The following is a 14,093-nucleotide window of genomic DNA, read 5'->3' as shown; positions in this document are numbered from 1 at the left end:
GGACTAAGCGGGCCGCACCAGCCGATGCTGCTTGCGCCCCGCCGACAGCTTGATCGCCCCGTCCCGCAGCAGGGGCGCGGCGATCATCATCGCCTCGTCGGCCACCGCCTGGTCGTTCACCCGTGCCCCGCCGCCGCGGATCAGCCGGCGGGCCTCGCCGTTGGAAGCGGCAAGCCCGGCCAGCGCGAACAGCCGGAACGCCGGGATTCCGGCGTCCAGTTCGGCGGCGGGGACGGTGACGCTGGGCAGCGTGTCGGCCGCCTCCCCTTCTTCGAACGCGCGGCGAGCCGTGTCGGCGGCCCGTTCGGCGGCATCGCGGCCGTGCGCCAGGCTGGTGGCCTCGGTGGCCAGGATTTTCTTCGCTTCGTTGATCTCGGCACCCGCCAGCGCCTCCAGCCGGACGATCTCGGGCAGCGGAAGGTCGGTGAACAGACGCAGGAAGCGGCCGACATCGGCGTCTTCCGTGTTGCGCCAGAACTGCCAGTAGTCATAGGCCGACAGCCGGTCGGCGGTCAGCCAGATCGCCCCCTGGGCCGTCTTGCCCATCTTGGCGCCGGACGCGGTGGTGATCAGCGGGGTCGTCAGCCCGAACACGGCGCGCGCGTCGGTGCGCCGCGTCAGTTCGATCCCGGCGATGATGTTGCCCCACTGGTCCGACCCGCCGATCTGCAGCGTGACGCCGTACCGCCGGCCGAGTTCCCGGAAGTCGTAGCTCTGCAGGATCATGTAGTTGAATTCGAGGAAGGTCAGCGGCTGTTCCCGCTCCAGCCGCAGGCGGACGGAATCGAAGGTCAGCATGCGGTTGATGGTGAAATGCGGCCCGATTTCCCGCAGCAGCGGGATGTATCCCAGCGTGTCGAGCCAGTCGGCGTTGTTGGCGAGGATCGCATCCGACGGGCCGTCGCCGAAGCGGATGAACGGCGTGAAGCAGCGGCGGATGCCGGCCATGTTGGCGGCGATCGTTTCATCCGTCAGCAGTTGGCGGGATTCGTCCTTGCCGGACGGATCGCCGATCCGCGTGGTTCCCCCGCCCAGCAGCACCAGCGGCTTGTGCCCGTGCTTCTGCAGCAGCCGCAGGATCATGATCTGCACGAGGCTGCCGACATGCAGGCTGTCGGCGGTGCAGTCGAACCCGATATAGGCCGTCGCCGGTGCGGTCCGCATCGACTGCGCCAGCGCCTCGGTATCCGTGCACTGGAAGATGAAGCCCCGTTCGGTGGCTTCGCGGAGGAAGTCAGACGTCGTCATGAACACAGCCTGTCATTGGCAATGCCCGCCAAGCGGCGCGGGCAGTCGCGGAATGACGGCTTTTAGACTGGCTTCAAGCCGACTGGAAACCCTCGTCGTGGTGCCGGTCGGCCAGGCCGTTTCGTGCCCCGGGGGAGGAGATCGCCCGGTCCGGCCGGGCGATGACGGGGTGGGGCCGGGAGTTGGACCCGGCCGCTGCCCGCGATCGTCAGTGGGTCGATTGCTGCCGGCGCAGGAAGGCCGGGATTTCCAGGGCTTCCTCGGCTGCCGAAGTCTGCCGCACCGCCACCCGCAGGTCCGACTGGTTGGCCGCCGGCTCCTGCCGGACCGGCTGGGCTTGCGGGTCCGCCGGCATCGGCGCGGCGACGCCGGACGGCCGGCGGCGGAACGCCCCGGTCATCTGCGTGAACAGGCTGGGCCGCGGCTCCGGCGCGTATCCGGGCTGCGCGGGGGCACGCGGCGGTTCGGCGAACAGACCGGGACGCGAGGCCTGGGCCGGATGGACTGCCTGGACCGGCGCCAGGGCGGGGGTTCCGGTGTGAACCGCAGTGGGTCCGCCTGCGGGGGCCTGGGGTTGACGCCCCGGCCCGCGCGGCGGCGCGGTCATCGGTTGCGCCTCGAGATGTTCGGCCCCGGCCATCGGTTCGACCGCCGATTCCGCCTGCATCGCATGCGGTGCGGCCTGCGAAGGCGCCGAGACTTGGCGGAACGCCGAGATCACCGCGCTGGGCTGTTGCTGGGCCGGCGCGACCACGGCGGCCGGCGCCGGGCCGCCGCGCATCACGATCGGCTGCGGCGCCGGCGCCGCTCCGCCGCCACCGCCCATGGCGACCAGCTTCGGACGCGCCTGCTCGACGAGCTTCTGCGAATCGATACCGGTCGCAACGACAGACACGCGGATGCGGCCGGACAAGGTTTCATCGACGGCGGAGCCGAAGATGACGTTCGCTTCCTCGTCCACTTCCTGGCGGATGCGGTTCGCCGCCTCATCGACCTCGAACAGCGTCAGGTCGTCGCCGCCGGTGATGTTGATCAGCAGGCCGCGCGCGCCGGACATCGACGTGTCTTCCAGCAGCGGGTTGTTGATCGCGGCCTCCGCGGCGCGGATGGCGCGGTTCTCACCCTCGGCCTCGCCGGTGCCCATCATCGCCTTGCCCATCTCCGCCATTACCGTGCGGATGTCGGCGAAGTCGAGGTTCACCAGCCCATGCACCATCATCAGGTCGGTGACGCCGCGCACGCCCATGTACAGCACCTGGTCGGCCATCTTGAACGCATCGCGCCAGGTGGTGCGTTCGTTCGCCATCCGGAACAGGTTCTGGTTCGGGATCACGATCAGCGTATCGACGTATTGCTGGAGCTCCTCGATCCCCTGGTCGGCTGCGCGGCCGCGGCGCGCGCCCTCGAAGCCGAATGGTTTCGTCACGACTCCAACCGTCAGGATGTTACGCTCCTTCGCCATCCGGGCGATGACCGGCGCCGCGCCCGTTCCGGTGCCGCCGCCCATGCCCGCGGTGATGAACACCATGTGGGAGCCGTCCAGGTGCCGATACAATTCGTCCGACGCTTCCTCGGCCGCCGCCTTGCCGATCTCGGGCTTCGCGCCCGCGCCCAGGCCCTGCGTGATATGCGGACCAAGCTGGATGCGCCGATCCGCCCGGCTGTGCATCAACTGCTGCGCATCGGTATTGGCGACAACGAAATCAACGCCCTGCAGATTGGCCGCGATCATGTTGTCGACTGCGTTCGTGCCACCGCCGCCAACGCCGATCACGGTGATGCGGGGCGAGAAGTCGGTGTGGTTCATCTGTGGGATGGTCAGGTTCAGGGTCATTTTGCTCTCTCCCCCCGATTTACGGGCCGCCTATCTGATGGAGTGATACGATAAAGTTCTCGATTCGCGCCGGGGTCAGACACGTTCCTTCAAAAAATTGACCAGTCGCCGGAACAGCCCCGACGGCAGCTCTTCTTCCAAGTCCATGTCGTGAAACCCGCGGCCATCGCCGGCGGCCCAGGCCAGCAGGCCGGCCGCCACCGAAAACGCCGGCCCCTGTGCGAGTTCCGGCAAGCCGCGCAACGCCATCGGGCGCCCGATCCGCACCTGACGGCTGAGCATCCGAGCGGCAAGTTCGCGCACGCCGGGCAGGAGGCTGGCACCGCCTGTCAGCACCACGCGATTTCCCGCCGCTCTCCCCAGGCCGGCGGTATCGAGACGATCCTTGATGCATTCGAATGTCTCCTCGATACGAGGACGGATTATGTTCACCACCATGCTGCGCGGCACTTTCGCCAGGTGGTGGTCTTCTTCGCCGACCAGCGGGACGGGCAGCAATTCCCGATCGTCGTCAGGGCTGGCCTCGACATTTCCGAACAGGGTCTTCAGCCGTTCCGCATGCGCCAGGGTCGTGGACAGGCCGATCGCGAGGTCCTTGGTGACGTGCAGCCCGCCCAGCGGCAGATGCGCGGTGTGCAGCATCTGCTTCTCGGCATAGACCGCCATGCTGGTCGTGCCGCCGCCCATGTCGATGACGGTGGCGCCAAGCTCGCGTTCTTCCGGCACCAGGCTCGACAAACCGGCGGCGAGCGGCGCCGAGACGATGTCCTCGATCTCGAGGTCGCAGCGCATGACGCAGGCTTCGAGGCTGCGCAGCGACGTCGCGGTGGTGTCGATGATATGCAGCCGCGCGTTCAGGTTCGAGCAGAACAGCCCGCGCGGATCGACCACCTGGTCCGTGGCGTCGACGGCGAAATTCAAAGGCAGGACGTGGATCGGTTCGCGTCCGTCGACAGCCGCCCGCCGCCGTCCCTCATGCACCACCACCCGAACGTCATTCTCGTTCACCGCTCGGCCGCCCACCTGCCATTGCAGATTGAACAACCGGGATTCTGGATGGCCGCAGCTCAGGTTCACCGTGATGGAGCGCAAGCGTATATCGGCCATGTCCTCGGCCTGGCCCACGCAGGTGCGGATCGCTTTCTCTGCCGCTTCCAGGTCGGTGATGTCGCCGCCGTTGGTGCCCCGGCCCTTCTGCCAGCCGAAGCCAAGGACCCGCAGCGAGCCGTCGGTTTCGACGCGCCCGATGATGCAGGCGACCTTGGTCGTGCCGATGTCCAGCACGCCGAACGGGCCGGCCCGGTGATGGCGGATCGGCTCCGGTTCCGGCGGCACGGTCTCGGTGGGCGGCAGGATGCGTCGTGGGTTATCGGCCATGCGCGTTGTCCTGAGCCGGGGGTTGGGTCATTGCGGCCCCAGTATGGATGGACCGGGACATCATGTCGGTTTCTTCGCAGTCGAGGCCTGCGAGCCTTTCGCGCCGGGCTGGTTCGGCGCGTCGGCGGTCGCATCTTCCCTGGGTCGTATCACCAGTCGGTCCGGCAGCCGCAGGTCGATCGCCGCCAGCGGCCGTTCCAGAAGCTGGTGGGTCTGGTCCAGTTGGACCAGCCGGTCGATCGCCGCGACCTCGTGCCCTTCGGGCAGCAGCACGTCCATTCCGTTACGCATACGCAAGTTCCACCGCCGCTGGCCGACCCGCACGGCAGCCACGACTTTCTCGGCCAGTGCCGGCCGGTCGGTCAGCGCGTCCAGCAGGGTCGCGGCGGCTTCCGGCGCACCCACGCCGACGATCAGCGGCAGGTTCTTGAACTGGGAGACGTCCTGGTTGACCACCTGCCCCTGCCGGTCCACCAGTTGGAACTTCCCGTGGTTCTGCCAGATCGCGAACGGCCGCCGCTCCTGCAGATAGACCACGACCGTGCCTGGAAGGCGTCGCTCCACCGTCGCATGCTCGACCCACGACAATGTTTCGATCCGTGCACGAGCCTGCTCGACCGAGAAGCCAAGGATCGGATCGCCCTTGGAGACGCCGATCGCCGCGCGCAGCAAAGGTTCGGGCGTATTGGCGCGTCCTTCGATCACCACGTCCCGCACGCGCAGGCCCGCCTCGGCGGTCACGGTGGCCAGACGCTCCCGCAGGATCAGCAAGGCCCGGTTCGCCGCCCCGCCGGGTTCGGTGGACTTCACCGCCACGAGGCCGAACAGCACGACGAAGCCGACGCCTGCGACCCAAAGACCGGGCCGCAGCAGTCGCCGTTGCCGGCGCAGCATCAGACGCCACGGCGCGGGCCGGTCGATCAGGGAGTTCCGCGGGGCGCGCTTCACACGCGACATGCGGCATTCTCCACCATCCAGGCACAAAGCTCCGGAAACGACACGCCGCAATGCGCCGCCTGCTCCGGCAGCAGCGAGGTCGGCGTCAGCCCCGGCTGGGTATTGATTTCAAGCAGAACGAGACGGCCCGGCTCGCCTGCCGTGTCGTCATAGCGGAAATCGCAGCGGGACGCGCCCCGGCAGCCCAGCGCGCGATGCGCCGACACCGCGACCTCCATCGCCTGGGCATAGATGTCGGGATGCACCGCCGCCGGAATGATATGGCGCGATCCGCCATCGGCGTATTTCGATTCGTAGTCGTAAAACGAGCCGGCCACCGCGCGGATTTCCGTCACCGCCAAAGCGCGGTCGCCCATCACGCCCACCGTCAGTTCGCGGCCGGGGATGTACTCCTCCACCAGCGCCGTCGGGCCGAACGACCAGGTTTGCGCGATCTCCGCTCGGCGGTTGTCGCCGGTGCGCACGAACTGCACGCCGACCGACGACCCTTCGCCCACCGGCTTGACGACATAGGGCAGCGGCAGCGGGTCCCCGGCCTCCAGTTCCGAGAGGCTCACGGCCCGCCCCTTCGCGATCGGCAGGCCGGCGGAGGCGAACATCGCCTTGGCGGCCTGCTTGTTCATCGCCATCGCCGAGGCCCGCACGCCGGAATGGGTGTACGGGATGCCCATCCAGTCGAGTACGCCCTGGATCGCACCGTCTTCGCCGAAGCGCCCGTGCAGCGCGTTGAAGACGGCATCCGGCGCGGGCGTCAGGGCGGCGAGGACGGCCGACAGGTCATGCCCGACATCGATGGAATCGACGTCGAAACCAGCCTGGCGCAGCGCGGCGATGACTTGCACGCCGGTCGACAGGCTGACTTCGCGTTCGGCGGACATGCCGCCATACAGGACGACGACGCGGCTCATGATACCACCTCCGGCTTTGCCCCGGGCAGGCCGATGCGCTTGATCTCCCATTCCAGCCGCACGCCAGTCGCGGCGAGCACGCGGCGGCGCACTTCCTCGCCCAGGCCCTCGATATCGGCGGCCGTCGCGGTTCCGGTATTGATCAGGAAATTGCAGTGCTTTTCCGAAACCTGCGCGCCGCCGCGCGTCAGGCCGCGGCAGCCGGCGGCGTCGATCAGTTCCCAGGCCTTCATGCCGTCGGGATTGCGGAACGTGGACCCGCCGGTGCGCGCCCGCACCGGCTGCGACGCCTCGCGCGCCTGGCGGATGTCGGCCATTCGTTGCGCGATCAGTCCGGGATCGCCCGGCTGGGCGCGCAGGTGCGCGCGGGTCACGACCGCGCCCGGCGGCAGGGCGGAATGGCGATAGGCGAAACGAAGTTCCGCAGCCGACAAGCGGCGCCGCTCGCCGGAATGGGTGACGACCTCGGCCCAGTCGAGCACGCCGGCGACATCGCCGCCATAGGCGCCGGCGTTCATCGCCACCGCGCCGCCGATCGAGCCGGGAATACCCGACAAGAACTCCAACCCCGTCAGTCCCGCCGCGGCGGCATGTTCCGAAACCGTCACATCCAGCGCGGCGGCGCCGGCGGTCACGCCGCCGGCTTCGACCTTGATCGCGGAAAAGCCCCGCGCCAGCCGGATCGTCACGCCCGGCAGGCCGCCGTCGCGGATGATCAGGTTGGAACAGGCGCCGATGACATGCACCGGAACGTCGTGCGGCAACGCGGCCAGGAAGCTAGACAAGTCCTCGGCATCGGCCGGACGTGCCAGCACCTCGGCCGGCCCGCCGCAGCGGAACCAGGTGAACGGCGCCAGCTTTGCGTCGGCCTGCAGGCGCCCCCGCAACGGCGGCAGCGTCTCGACGAAGGACGGGGTCACGGGCGCCGCCATCATGACCGCACCCCGCGCCGTCCGCCCTGCAGCGCCGCCAGTTCGCCGGGCAGCGCCGCCGCCCATTGCGTGATCGACCCGGCGCCCAGGCAGACGACGAAGTCGCCGTTGCGGGCGATGGCGTTCACCATCTCCGCCAGGTGTCCGGGCGTCGGCAGCGCCACGACGCTGCGATGGCCGCGCGCGCGCAGGCCTTCGACCAGCGCATCGCGGTTGACGCCCTGGATCGGCTGCTCGCCGGCCGGATAGACGTCGGCGACGATGACGGTGCCGGCGTCGTTCATGCAGGTGCAGAACTCGTTGAACAGCGATTGCAGTCGGGTGAAACGATGCGGCTGCACGACGGCGACGACATCGCGCGCGCCGGCCTGCCGAGCGGCCTTCAGCACCGCGGCGATCTCGACGGGATGGTGGCCGTAATCGTCGATGACGGTGATGCCGCCCGCTTCCCCGGTCTTGGTGAAGCGGCGCTTGACGCCCTTGAAGCCCAGGAACGCGTCGCGGATCGTGGTGTCGTCGACCTCCATCTCGTTGGCGACGGCGATCGCCGCCAGCGCGTTCTGCACGTTGTGCGCGCCCAGCATCGGCAGCCGGAACGGTCCCATGGACCTCGAGCGGTTGCGTGCCCGATCGGTGATCGTGACATGGAAGGTCGACCCGTTCTTGTCCGGCACGACGCGTTCCGCGCGCACATCGGCTTGCGGCGAAAACCCATAGGTGACGATGCGATGATCCGACAGGCGGGGGATCATCTGCTGCACCTCGGGATGGTCGATGCACAGCACCGCGAAGCCATAGAACGGAATGTTGGCAACGAACTGATCATAGCCCGCCAGCATCGCCTCGGGACTGCCCCAGTGGTCCAGGTGCTCCGGGTCCATGTTGGTGACCACCGCGATCACCGCCGGCAGGCGCAGGAAGGAGCCGTCGGACTCGTCCGCCTCCACCACCATCCAGTCGCCGCTGCCCATACGGGTGTTGGTGCCATAGGCGTTGATGATGCCGCCGTTGATCACGGTGGGATCCAGGCCGGCGCCTTCCAGCACGCAGGCGACCAGGCTGGTGGTCGTGGTCTTGCCATGCGTCCCGCCGACCGCCACCGCCCATTTCAGCCGCATCAGCTCCGCCAGCATCTCCGCCCGCCGCACCACCGGGATCAGGCGCGCGCGCGCGGCGGCGACCTCGGGGTTGTCGCGCTTGATTGCGGTTGAAACGACCACCACCTGCGCGTCGCCCAGGTTGGCGGCATCGTGGCCGACGGTGACCGGGATGCCGGATTCCCGCAGGCGAACGACATTGGCGGATTCCGAGATATCGCTGCCCTGGACGGTATAGCCCAGCATGTGCAGCACCTCGGCGATGCCGGACATGCCGATGCCGCCGATGCCGACGAAATGGATCGTGCCGATGCTCAGAGGCAGCGCCCTCATGCCCGCGCCTCCAAGGCGTTGCGATTCATCAACGTCTCCACCAGGTCGGCCAGACGCGCGGCGGCGTCGGGACGGGCCTCCGTGCGCGCGGCCCGCGCCATGGCGGACAACCCGGCCGGAGAGGACAGAAGGTCGGTCAGCGCCTCCGCCAGCGCCCCCGCGGTGAAGGCCGGCTGCGCCATCACCCGCACCGCTCCGGCCGCCGCCAGCGCGCGGGCATTGGCGGATTGGTGGTCGTCGATCGCACCCGGCAGCGGCACCAGGATCGCCGGGCGGCCGGCGACCGCGAGTTCCGAAACGGTGGAGGCGCCGGCGCGCGCGATCACCAGGTGCGCCGCGGCCAACCGGTCGGCGACATCGGGGAAGAACGGCGACAGCTCCGCCTCGATCCCTACCCCGGCATAGGCCGAACGGACCCGCTCCAGGTCTTCGGCGCGGCATTGCTGGGTCAGGACCAGGCGGGCGCGGATGGCGTCGGGCAGCGCCGTCAGCGCCGGCGGCACGATGTCGCTGAACACCCGCGCGCCGAGCGATCCGCCCAGGACGGCCAGGCGGACGCGGTCGGTGGGTTCGGCATAGGGCAGCGCGGCGAGGGCGGCGATCGCGGGCCGCACCGGGTTGCCGACGACCTCGGATGCCTGGGTGGCCGGAACCCGCTCCGTTCCCGCGAAGCTCAGCGCCAGCCGGTCCACCCGCTTCGCCAGGAACCGGTTCGCCCGCCCCAGCACGGCGTTCTGCTCGTGCAGCACCAGCGCCGGCCGCCGCGCCAGCAGCCCCGCGCCCAGGATCGGACCGACGCACGGATACCCGCCGAAGCCGACAACGGCACCGACGGTCTGCCGCGCCATGATCCGCCGCGCTTGGACGATGCCGGCGGCCAGTCCAACCACGGCCTTGGCGCCACGCCAGGCGCCACGCCCGGCGATGCCGGCACCCGGCAGCACATGCTGCTCCTGGCCGGCGAAAACCTGGCTCTTCATCGCGCCGGACCGGGCATCGGTCATCAGCATGATCCGGTGCCCGCGGGACAGCAGTTCGGCGGCCAGCGCTTCGGCGGGAAAGAAATGTCCCCCCGTGCCGCCGGCGGCAATGACGATGGTCTGCACGGCAGGGCCTCTCATCGCGGCCCCCTCATCGCGGTTCGTCCCGACCGCGCTTGCGGGTCAGCGCCAGCAGCATGCCCATGCCCAGGGCGACCGCCAGGGCCGAGGACCCGCCATAGGAAATGAACGGCAGCGTCATCCCCTTGGTCGGGATCAGCTTCAGGGTGGAAGCCATGTTGACGAAAGCCTGCAAGCCGAACCCGGCGACCAGGCCGGTGCAGGACAGCATGATGAACGGGTCGTGCTCCTTCAGCAGCTTCAGCAGGTTGCGCACCACGATGAAGGCGAAGATGCCGATGATGACGCAGCACAGCAGCATGCCGAACTCCTCGCCCGCGACGGCGAAGACGAAGTCGGCGTGCGCGTCGGGCAGGATGTCCTTGACCCGTCCCTCGCCCGGCCCCCGGCCCCACAGGCCGCCATTGCCGAACGCCTCCAACGCGGTGTTCACCTGGTAGTTGTCGCCGGTGCCGTCCCAGAAGCGGGTGACGCGGGAGCGGACATGCGCAAAGAACATATAGGCCGCGACGGCGCCGCCGCCGAACATGCCCAGCGCCACCCCGACCAGGGCGAGCGGCAGGCCGGCAATGTAGAGCTGGGTGAGGAACACCATCGTCACCACAGCCAGCATCCCGATATCCGGCTGGGACTTCAGCAGCAGCAGGATCAGGACGAAGATGCCGCAGGCCAGGATCATGCCGGGGAAGCGCGGCGACCTCTTGCCCTCGGCCAGCAGCCAGCCGGCGACCACGGCAAAGCACGGCTTGAGGAACTCGCTGGGCTGCACGCTCATGCCGGGCAAGGAGATCCAGCGCCGGGCGCCTTTGATCTCCACGCCGACGAACATGGTGGCGGCGGTCAGCGCCAGCGCGACCAGGCAGCCGATGATCGCCAGCCGGCGGATGTCACGCGGCGACAGCAGCGACACGGCGAACACGACGCCGGCGGCGACCGCCAGGAACGCCACCTGCTTGAAGATGAACATGTCGCGGGAGGTGCCGATCCGCTCCGCCACCGCCGGACTGGCCGCCAGCATCATGATGTAGCCGAAGCCGATCAGGATGAAGATCGCGCCCATCGTCCACCGGTCGACGCTCCACCACCAGCGGCCCAGCAGGGAGTTGTCGCGCTGTGCCTCGGCATGGGCGGCCACCGGCTCATGCGCGGCCGGACGTTCCTCCGCCGGGCGCCCGGCGGAGCGAGAGGAGCGGTTGACCCTGGGGCCGGCGCCGAAGGGGCGTGCCTGGAAGGAGCTGGACATCAGGCGCCTCCTGCGAGCGAGCGGGCGATCTCGGCGAACCGGTCGCCCCGCTGGTCATAGCCGGTGAACTGGTCCCAGCTCGCGCAGGCCGGCGACAGCAGGACGATCGGAGCGTCGGCGTCCTTGGCCGCGGCGAAGGCGGCGGGGACGGCGGCATCCAGGGTGCCGACCATGTCGAAGGGCACGCCTTCGCGGGTCAGCGTCGCGGCGAATTGCGGGGCGTCGCGGCCGATCAGGATGGCGCGGGCGATGCGAGGGAACAGCGGAACCAGGGGTTCGATCCCGCCTTCCTTGGCCATGCCGCCGGCGATCCAGATCAACCGGTCGTAGCAGACCAAAGCGCGTTCGGCGGCGTCGGCGTTGGTTGCCTTGCTGTCGTTGACGAAGGTGATCCCGTCGACGGTGACGATCCGCTGCTGGCGATGCGGCAGGCCGGGGAAGCTGCGCAGCCCGGCGGCGATGGCGTCGTCGGACACGCCGAAGAACCGCGCCATGACGGTCGCAGCGGCGGCGTTCTGGGCGTTATGGGCACCCGGCAGCGCCGGTCCCTGCGCCAGCGGACGATCCTGGCCGGACACCCGCGCCACGCGTGCCGGCCGCGTGTCCAGCCAGTCCGCCATGGCCTGCGAGCCGGCATCGTCCACCCCGATCACCGCGAGGTCGCCCGCGGTCTGCCGCGCGAAAATCGCACGCTTGGCGGACGCGTATCCGGCCATGTCGCCATGGCGATCCAGATGGTCGGCGCTGAGGTTGAGCATCGCCGCGGCATCAAATCGCAGGGTGTCGATTCGCTCCAACATGTAGGAGGACATTTCCAGGACGTACACAGCATCCTGTGGCAGCAGTGGCAGGGATAGCGCGGCTGGTCCCAGGTTCGCACCGGCCGCGGCGGTCACGCCGGCCTCGACCAGGATATGCGCCAGCAGGGCGGTGGTGGTGGACTTGCCGTTCGTCCCGGTGATCCCCGCGAACCGCGCCTTCGACCCCGCGCCGCGCACCGCCCGATACAGCAACTCGGTGTCCGACAGGATCGGGACGCCGGCCTCGCGCGCCCGCACGGCGGCCGGATGGGGGTTCGGCAGGCGATGCGGGATGCCGGGCGACAGCACCAGGGCATCGAACCGGAAGCCCGGGTCGGCCGTGGGATCGCGCAGCGTGATGCTGTCCTCTCCTCCGCCATGGCCCGGCTTGGCCGGGCCATCTCCCTGACCGGTGGCGCCGAGACCCTTCGCGCCGGGCCATGACGGAGGGGCGGATGGAAAAGATGGCGTCGACGCGGCCCGGGCCTTTTCGTTGTCGTCCCACGCCACGACCTCGGCCCCCATGGCCGCCAGCGCGTGCGCGGCGGGCAGGCCGTTCTTGCCCAGTCCCAACACGGCGAAGCGCCTTCCGCGGAACAGGTCGGGAGGAAAAGTGCTCATCGGATCTTCAACGTCGCCAGGCCGATAAGCGCCAGGATCATCGAGATGATCCAGAACCGGATGACGATGGTCGGCTCCGCCCAGCCCTTCTTCTCGAAGTGGTGGTGCAGCGGCGCCATCAGGAAGACGCGCTTGCCGGTGCGCTTGAACCAGAACACCTGGATCATCACCGATAGCGTCTCGACCACGAAGAGGCCGCCGACGATCATCAGCACGATCTCATGCTTGGTCACGATGGCGACCGCACCCAGCGCACCGCCCAGGCCCAGCGCGCCGATATCGCCCATGAACACCTTGGCGGGCGGGGCGTTGAACCACAGGAACCCCATCCCCGCGCCGATCAAGGAGGAGCAGAACACCGCCAGTTCGCCCGCGCCCTGCACGGGATTGAGCTGCAGGTAGTCGGCGAAGATGCGGTTGCCGACCAGGTAGGCGATCAGGGTGAAGACGCCGGCGGTGATCATCGTCGGTACGATCGCCAGCCCGTCCAGACCGTCGGTCAGGTTCACCGCGTTGGACGCGCCCATCATCACGAACATGCCGAAGATCGGGAACGCCAGGCCCAGTTGCAGCGCGGCTTCCTTGAACACCGGGAAGGTCACGGCGGTCGCCTGCGGCCCATGCTCCAGGCTGACGATCCAGATCGCCGCCGCCAGGCCGATCGCCGCCTGCACGATCAGCTTGGTCTTCCCCGAGACGCCGCGCGGGTTGCGCTTGGTCACCTTCTGGAAGTCGTCCCAGAACCCCAGCGCGCCATAGCCCAGCGTGACGAACAGCACCGCCCAGACATAGCCGTTGCGCAGATCGACCCAGAGCAGGGTGGAGATCGCCAGGCTGCCCAGGATCAGCAGCCCGCCCATCGTCGGCGTGCCCTTCTTCTCGACCAAATGCCGCTCCGGTCCGTCGGCACGGATGGGCTGTCCCGCCGGCTGCAGGGATTTCAGCCAGGCGATCACCGTCGGTCCCAGCAGGAACGCCACCAGCAGCGCCGTCAGGCAGGCCGCGCCCGCTCGGAACGTGATGTAGCGGAACAGGTTGAAGAGGATGAACTGGTCGGCGAAAGGCCGGAGGATCACATACAGCATCAGCCGGCTCCCGCCGCACTCGTTTCGGTTGACGCGGCGGCGTCGATGGCCTGGACCACGTGCTTCATGCCGCTGCCCAGGCTGCCTTTGACCAGCACGGCATCGCCCGCCGCGACCGCGGCGGCGACGATGGGCGCCAGTTCAAGGGAGTTGGCTGCATGGGCGGCACGCATGGCCGCCGGTACGGCGTCGAACAGATGCCGCATCAGGGGACCACAGGCAAACAGCAGATCGGCAGAGCTGACAAGCGAATCGGCCAAGCCTGCATGCTCCGCCGGCCCTTCGCCGCCAAGCTCCAGCATGTCGCCCAGCACGGCGATTCGCCGCCGCGCCGGCTGCAGCCGCAGGATGTCCAGCGCGGCGCGCATCGAGGCACCGTTGGCATTGTAGCTCTCGTCCAGCAGCAGAAGCCGGCCGCCGGGGAACGGCATCGACCGGCGGAGCCCCCGTCCGGCGAGCGGGGCGAACCGCTCCAGCCCGACGATCGCCGCCGCCGGGTCGAGACCCATGGCCGCCACAGTGGCCAGCACGCCCAGC

General features: G+C 69.1%; 12 protein-coding genes. All 12 read right to left on the bottom strand.

Features of this window, described 5'->3' with window-relative positions; genetic code table 11:
• Positions 1-3: 3 nt before the first annotated feature.
• On the bottom strand, positions 4-1,248 hold the full coding sequence (gene tyrS / locus VHB27_RS00865) for a tyrosine--tRNA ligase (protein WP_325596728.1): 1,245 nt from the start codon (positions 1,246-1,248) through the stop codon (positions 4-6).
• 208 nt (positions 1,249-1,456) lie between these two features.
• Entirely contained in the window at positions 1,457-3,082 is a 1,626-nt protein-coding gene (gene ftsZ, locus VHB27_RS00860) for a cell division protein FtsZ (protein WP_325596726.1), read from the bottom strand.
• A 75-nt stretch (positions 3,083-3,157) separates the two neighbouring features.
• On the bottom strand, positions 3,158-4,459 hold the full coding sequence (gene ftsA / locus VHB27_RS00855; RefSeq protein ID WP_325596724.1) for a cell division protein FtsA: 1,302 nt from the start codon (positions 4,457-4,459) through the stop codon (positions 3,158-3,160).
• Between the two features lie 60 nt (positions 4,460-4,519).
• On the bottom strand, positions 4,520-5,416 hold the full coding sequence (locus VHB27_RS00850; RefSeq protein ID WP_325596722.1) for a cell division protein FtsQ/DivIB: 897 nt from the start codon (positions 5,414-5,416) through the stop codon (positions 4,520-4,522).
• A complete protein-coding gene (locus tag VHB27_RS00845; RefSeq protein ID WP_325596720.1) occupies positions 5,404-6,324 on the bottom strand; it encodes a D-alanine--D-alanine ligase in 921 nt (306 codons plus the stop codon). Before VHB27_RS00845 ends, VHB27_RS00850 begins: the two co-directional genes overlap by 13 nt.
• A complete protein-coding gene (murB, locus tag VHB27_RS00840; RefSeq protein WP_325596718.1) occupies positions 6,321-7,259 on the bottom strand; it encodes a UDP-N-acetylmuramate dehydrogenase in 939 nt (312 codons plus the stop codon). Before murB ends, VHB27_RS00845 begins: the two co-directional genes overlap by 4 nt.
• Positions 7,256-8,686: a UDP-N-acetylmuramate--L-alanine ligase gene (murC, locus tag VHB27_RS00835; protein WP_325596716.1), complete on the bottom strand. Its 1,431-nt coding sequence runs from the start codon at positions 8,684-8,686 to the stop codon at positions 7,256-7,258. Before murC ends, murB begins: the two co-directional genes overlap by 4 nt.
• Positions 8,683-9,807, bottom strand: a complete 1,125-nt coding sequence (gene murG / locus VHB27_RS00830) for an undecaprenyldiphospho-muramoylpentapeptide beta-N-acetylglucosaminyltransferase (protein WP_325596714.1) — start codon at positions 9,805-9,807, stop codon at positions 8,683-8,685. The genes murC and murG overlap by 4 nt, the downstream gene beginning before the upstream one ends.
• A 10-nt stretch (positions 9,808-9,817) precedes the next feature.
• Positions 9,818-11,050: an FtsW/RodA/SpoVE family cell cycle protein gene (locus VHB27_RS00825; protein WP_325596712.1), complete on the bottom strand. Its 1,233-nt coding sequence runs from the start codon at positions 11,048-11,050 to the stop codon at positions 9,818-9,820.
• On the bottom strand, positions 11,050-12,471 hold the full coding sequence (murD, locus tag VHB27_RS00820) for a UDP-N-acetylmuramoyl-L-alanine--D-glutamate ligase (protein WP_325596710.1): 1,422 nt from the start codon (positions 12,469-12,471) through the stop codon (positions 11,050-11,052). Before murD ends, VHB27_RS00825 begins: the two co-directional genes overlap by 1 nt.
• Positions 12,468-13,556 (bottom strand): phospho-N-acetylmuramoyl-pentapeptide-transferase, encoded by a 1,089-nt coding sequence (gene mraY / locus VHB27_RS00815; protein ID WP_325596708.1) that lies wholly within the window; start codon positions 13,554-13,556, stop codon positions 12,468-12,470. Before mraY ends, murD begins: the two co-directional genes overlap by 4 nt.
• Positions 13,556-14,093, bottom strand: a 538-nt coding sequence (locus VHB27_RS00810) for a glutamate ligase domain-containing protein (RefSeq protein WP_325596705.1), incomplete at its 5' end; no start/stop codon positions are given. The genes mraY and VHB27_RS00810, both read right to left, overlap by 1 nt.

The sequence above is a fragment of the Rhodopila sp. genome (genome assembly GCF_035548235.1).
Taxonomy (GTDB): domain Bacteria; phylum Pseudomonadota; class Alphaproteobacteria; order Acetobacterales; family Acetobacteraceae; genus Rhodopila.
This window is presented reverse-complemented; position numbering and strand designations above follow the sequence as displayed.

Bases quoted from the DNA above. Each gene is read 5' to 3' on its own strand.
- tyrS (WP_325596728.1), bottom strand. From the start codon at position 1,248: ATGACGACGTCTGACTTCCTCCGCGAAGCCACCGAACGGGGCTTCATC.
- VHB27_RS00825 (WP_325596712.1), bottom strand. From the start codon at position 11,050: ATGTCCAGCTCCTTCCAGGCACGCCCCTTCGGCGCCGGCCCCAGGGTC.
- ftsA (WP_325596724.1), bottom strand. From the start codon at position 4,459: ATGGCCGATAACCCACGACGCATCCTGCCGCCCACCGAGACCGTGCCG.
- mraY (WP_325596708.1), bottom strand. From the start codon at position 13,556: ATGCTGTATGTGATCCTCCGGCCTTTCGCCGACCAGTTCATCCTCTTC.
- murD (WP_325596710.1), bottom strand. From the start codon at position 12,471: ATGAGCACTTTTCCTCCCGACCTGTTCCGCGGAAGGCGCTTCGCCGTG.
- ftsZ (WP_325596726.1), bottom strand. From the start codon at position 3,082: ATGACCCTGAACCTGACCATCCCACAGATGAACCACACCGACTTCTCG.
- murG (WP_325596714.1), bottom strand. From the start codon at position 9,807: ATGAGAGGCCCTGCCGTGCAGACCATCGTCATTGCCGCCGGCGGCACG.
- VHB27_RS00850 (WP_325596722.1), bottom strand. From the start codon at position 5,416: ATGTCGCGTGTGAAGCGCGCCCCGCGGAACTCCCTGATCGACCGGCCC.
- murC (WP_325596716.1), bottom strand. From the start codon at position 8,686: ATGAGGGCGCTGCCTCTGAGCATCGGCACGATCCATTTCGTCGGCATC.
- murB (WP_325596718.1), bottom strand. From the start codon at position 7,259: ATGATGGCGGCGCCCGTGACCCCGTCCTTCGTCGAGACGCTGCCGCCG.
- VHB27_RS00845 (WP_325596720.1), bottom strand. From the start codon at position 6,324: ATGAGCCGCGTCGTCGTCCTGTATGGCGGCATGTCCGCCGAACGCGAA.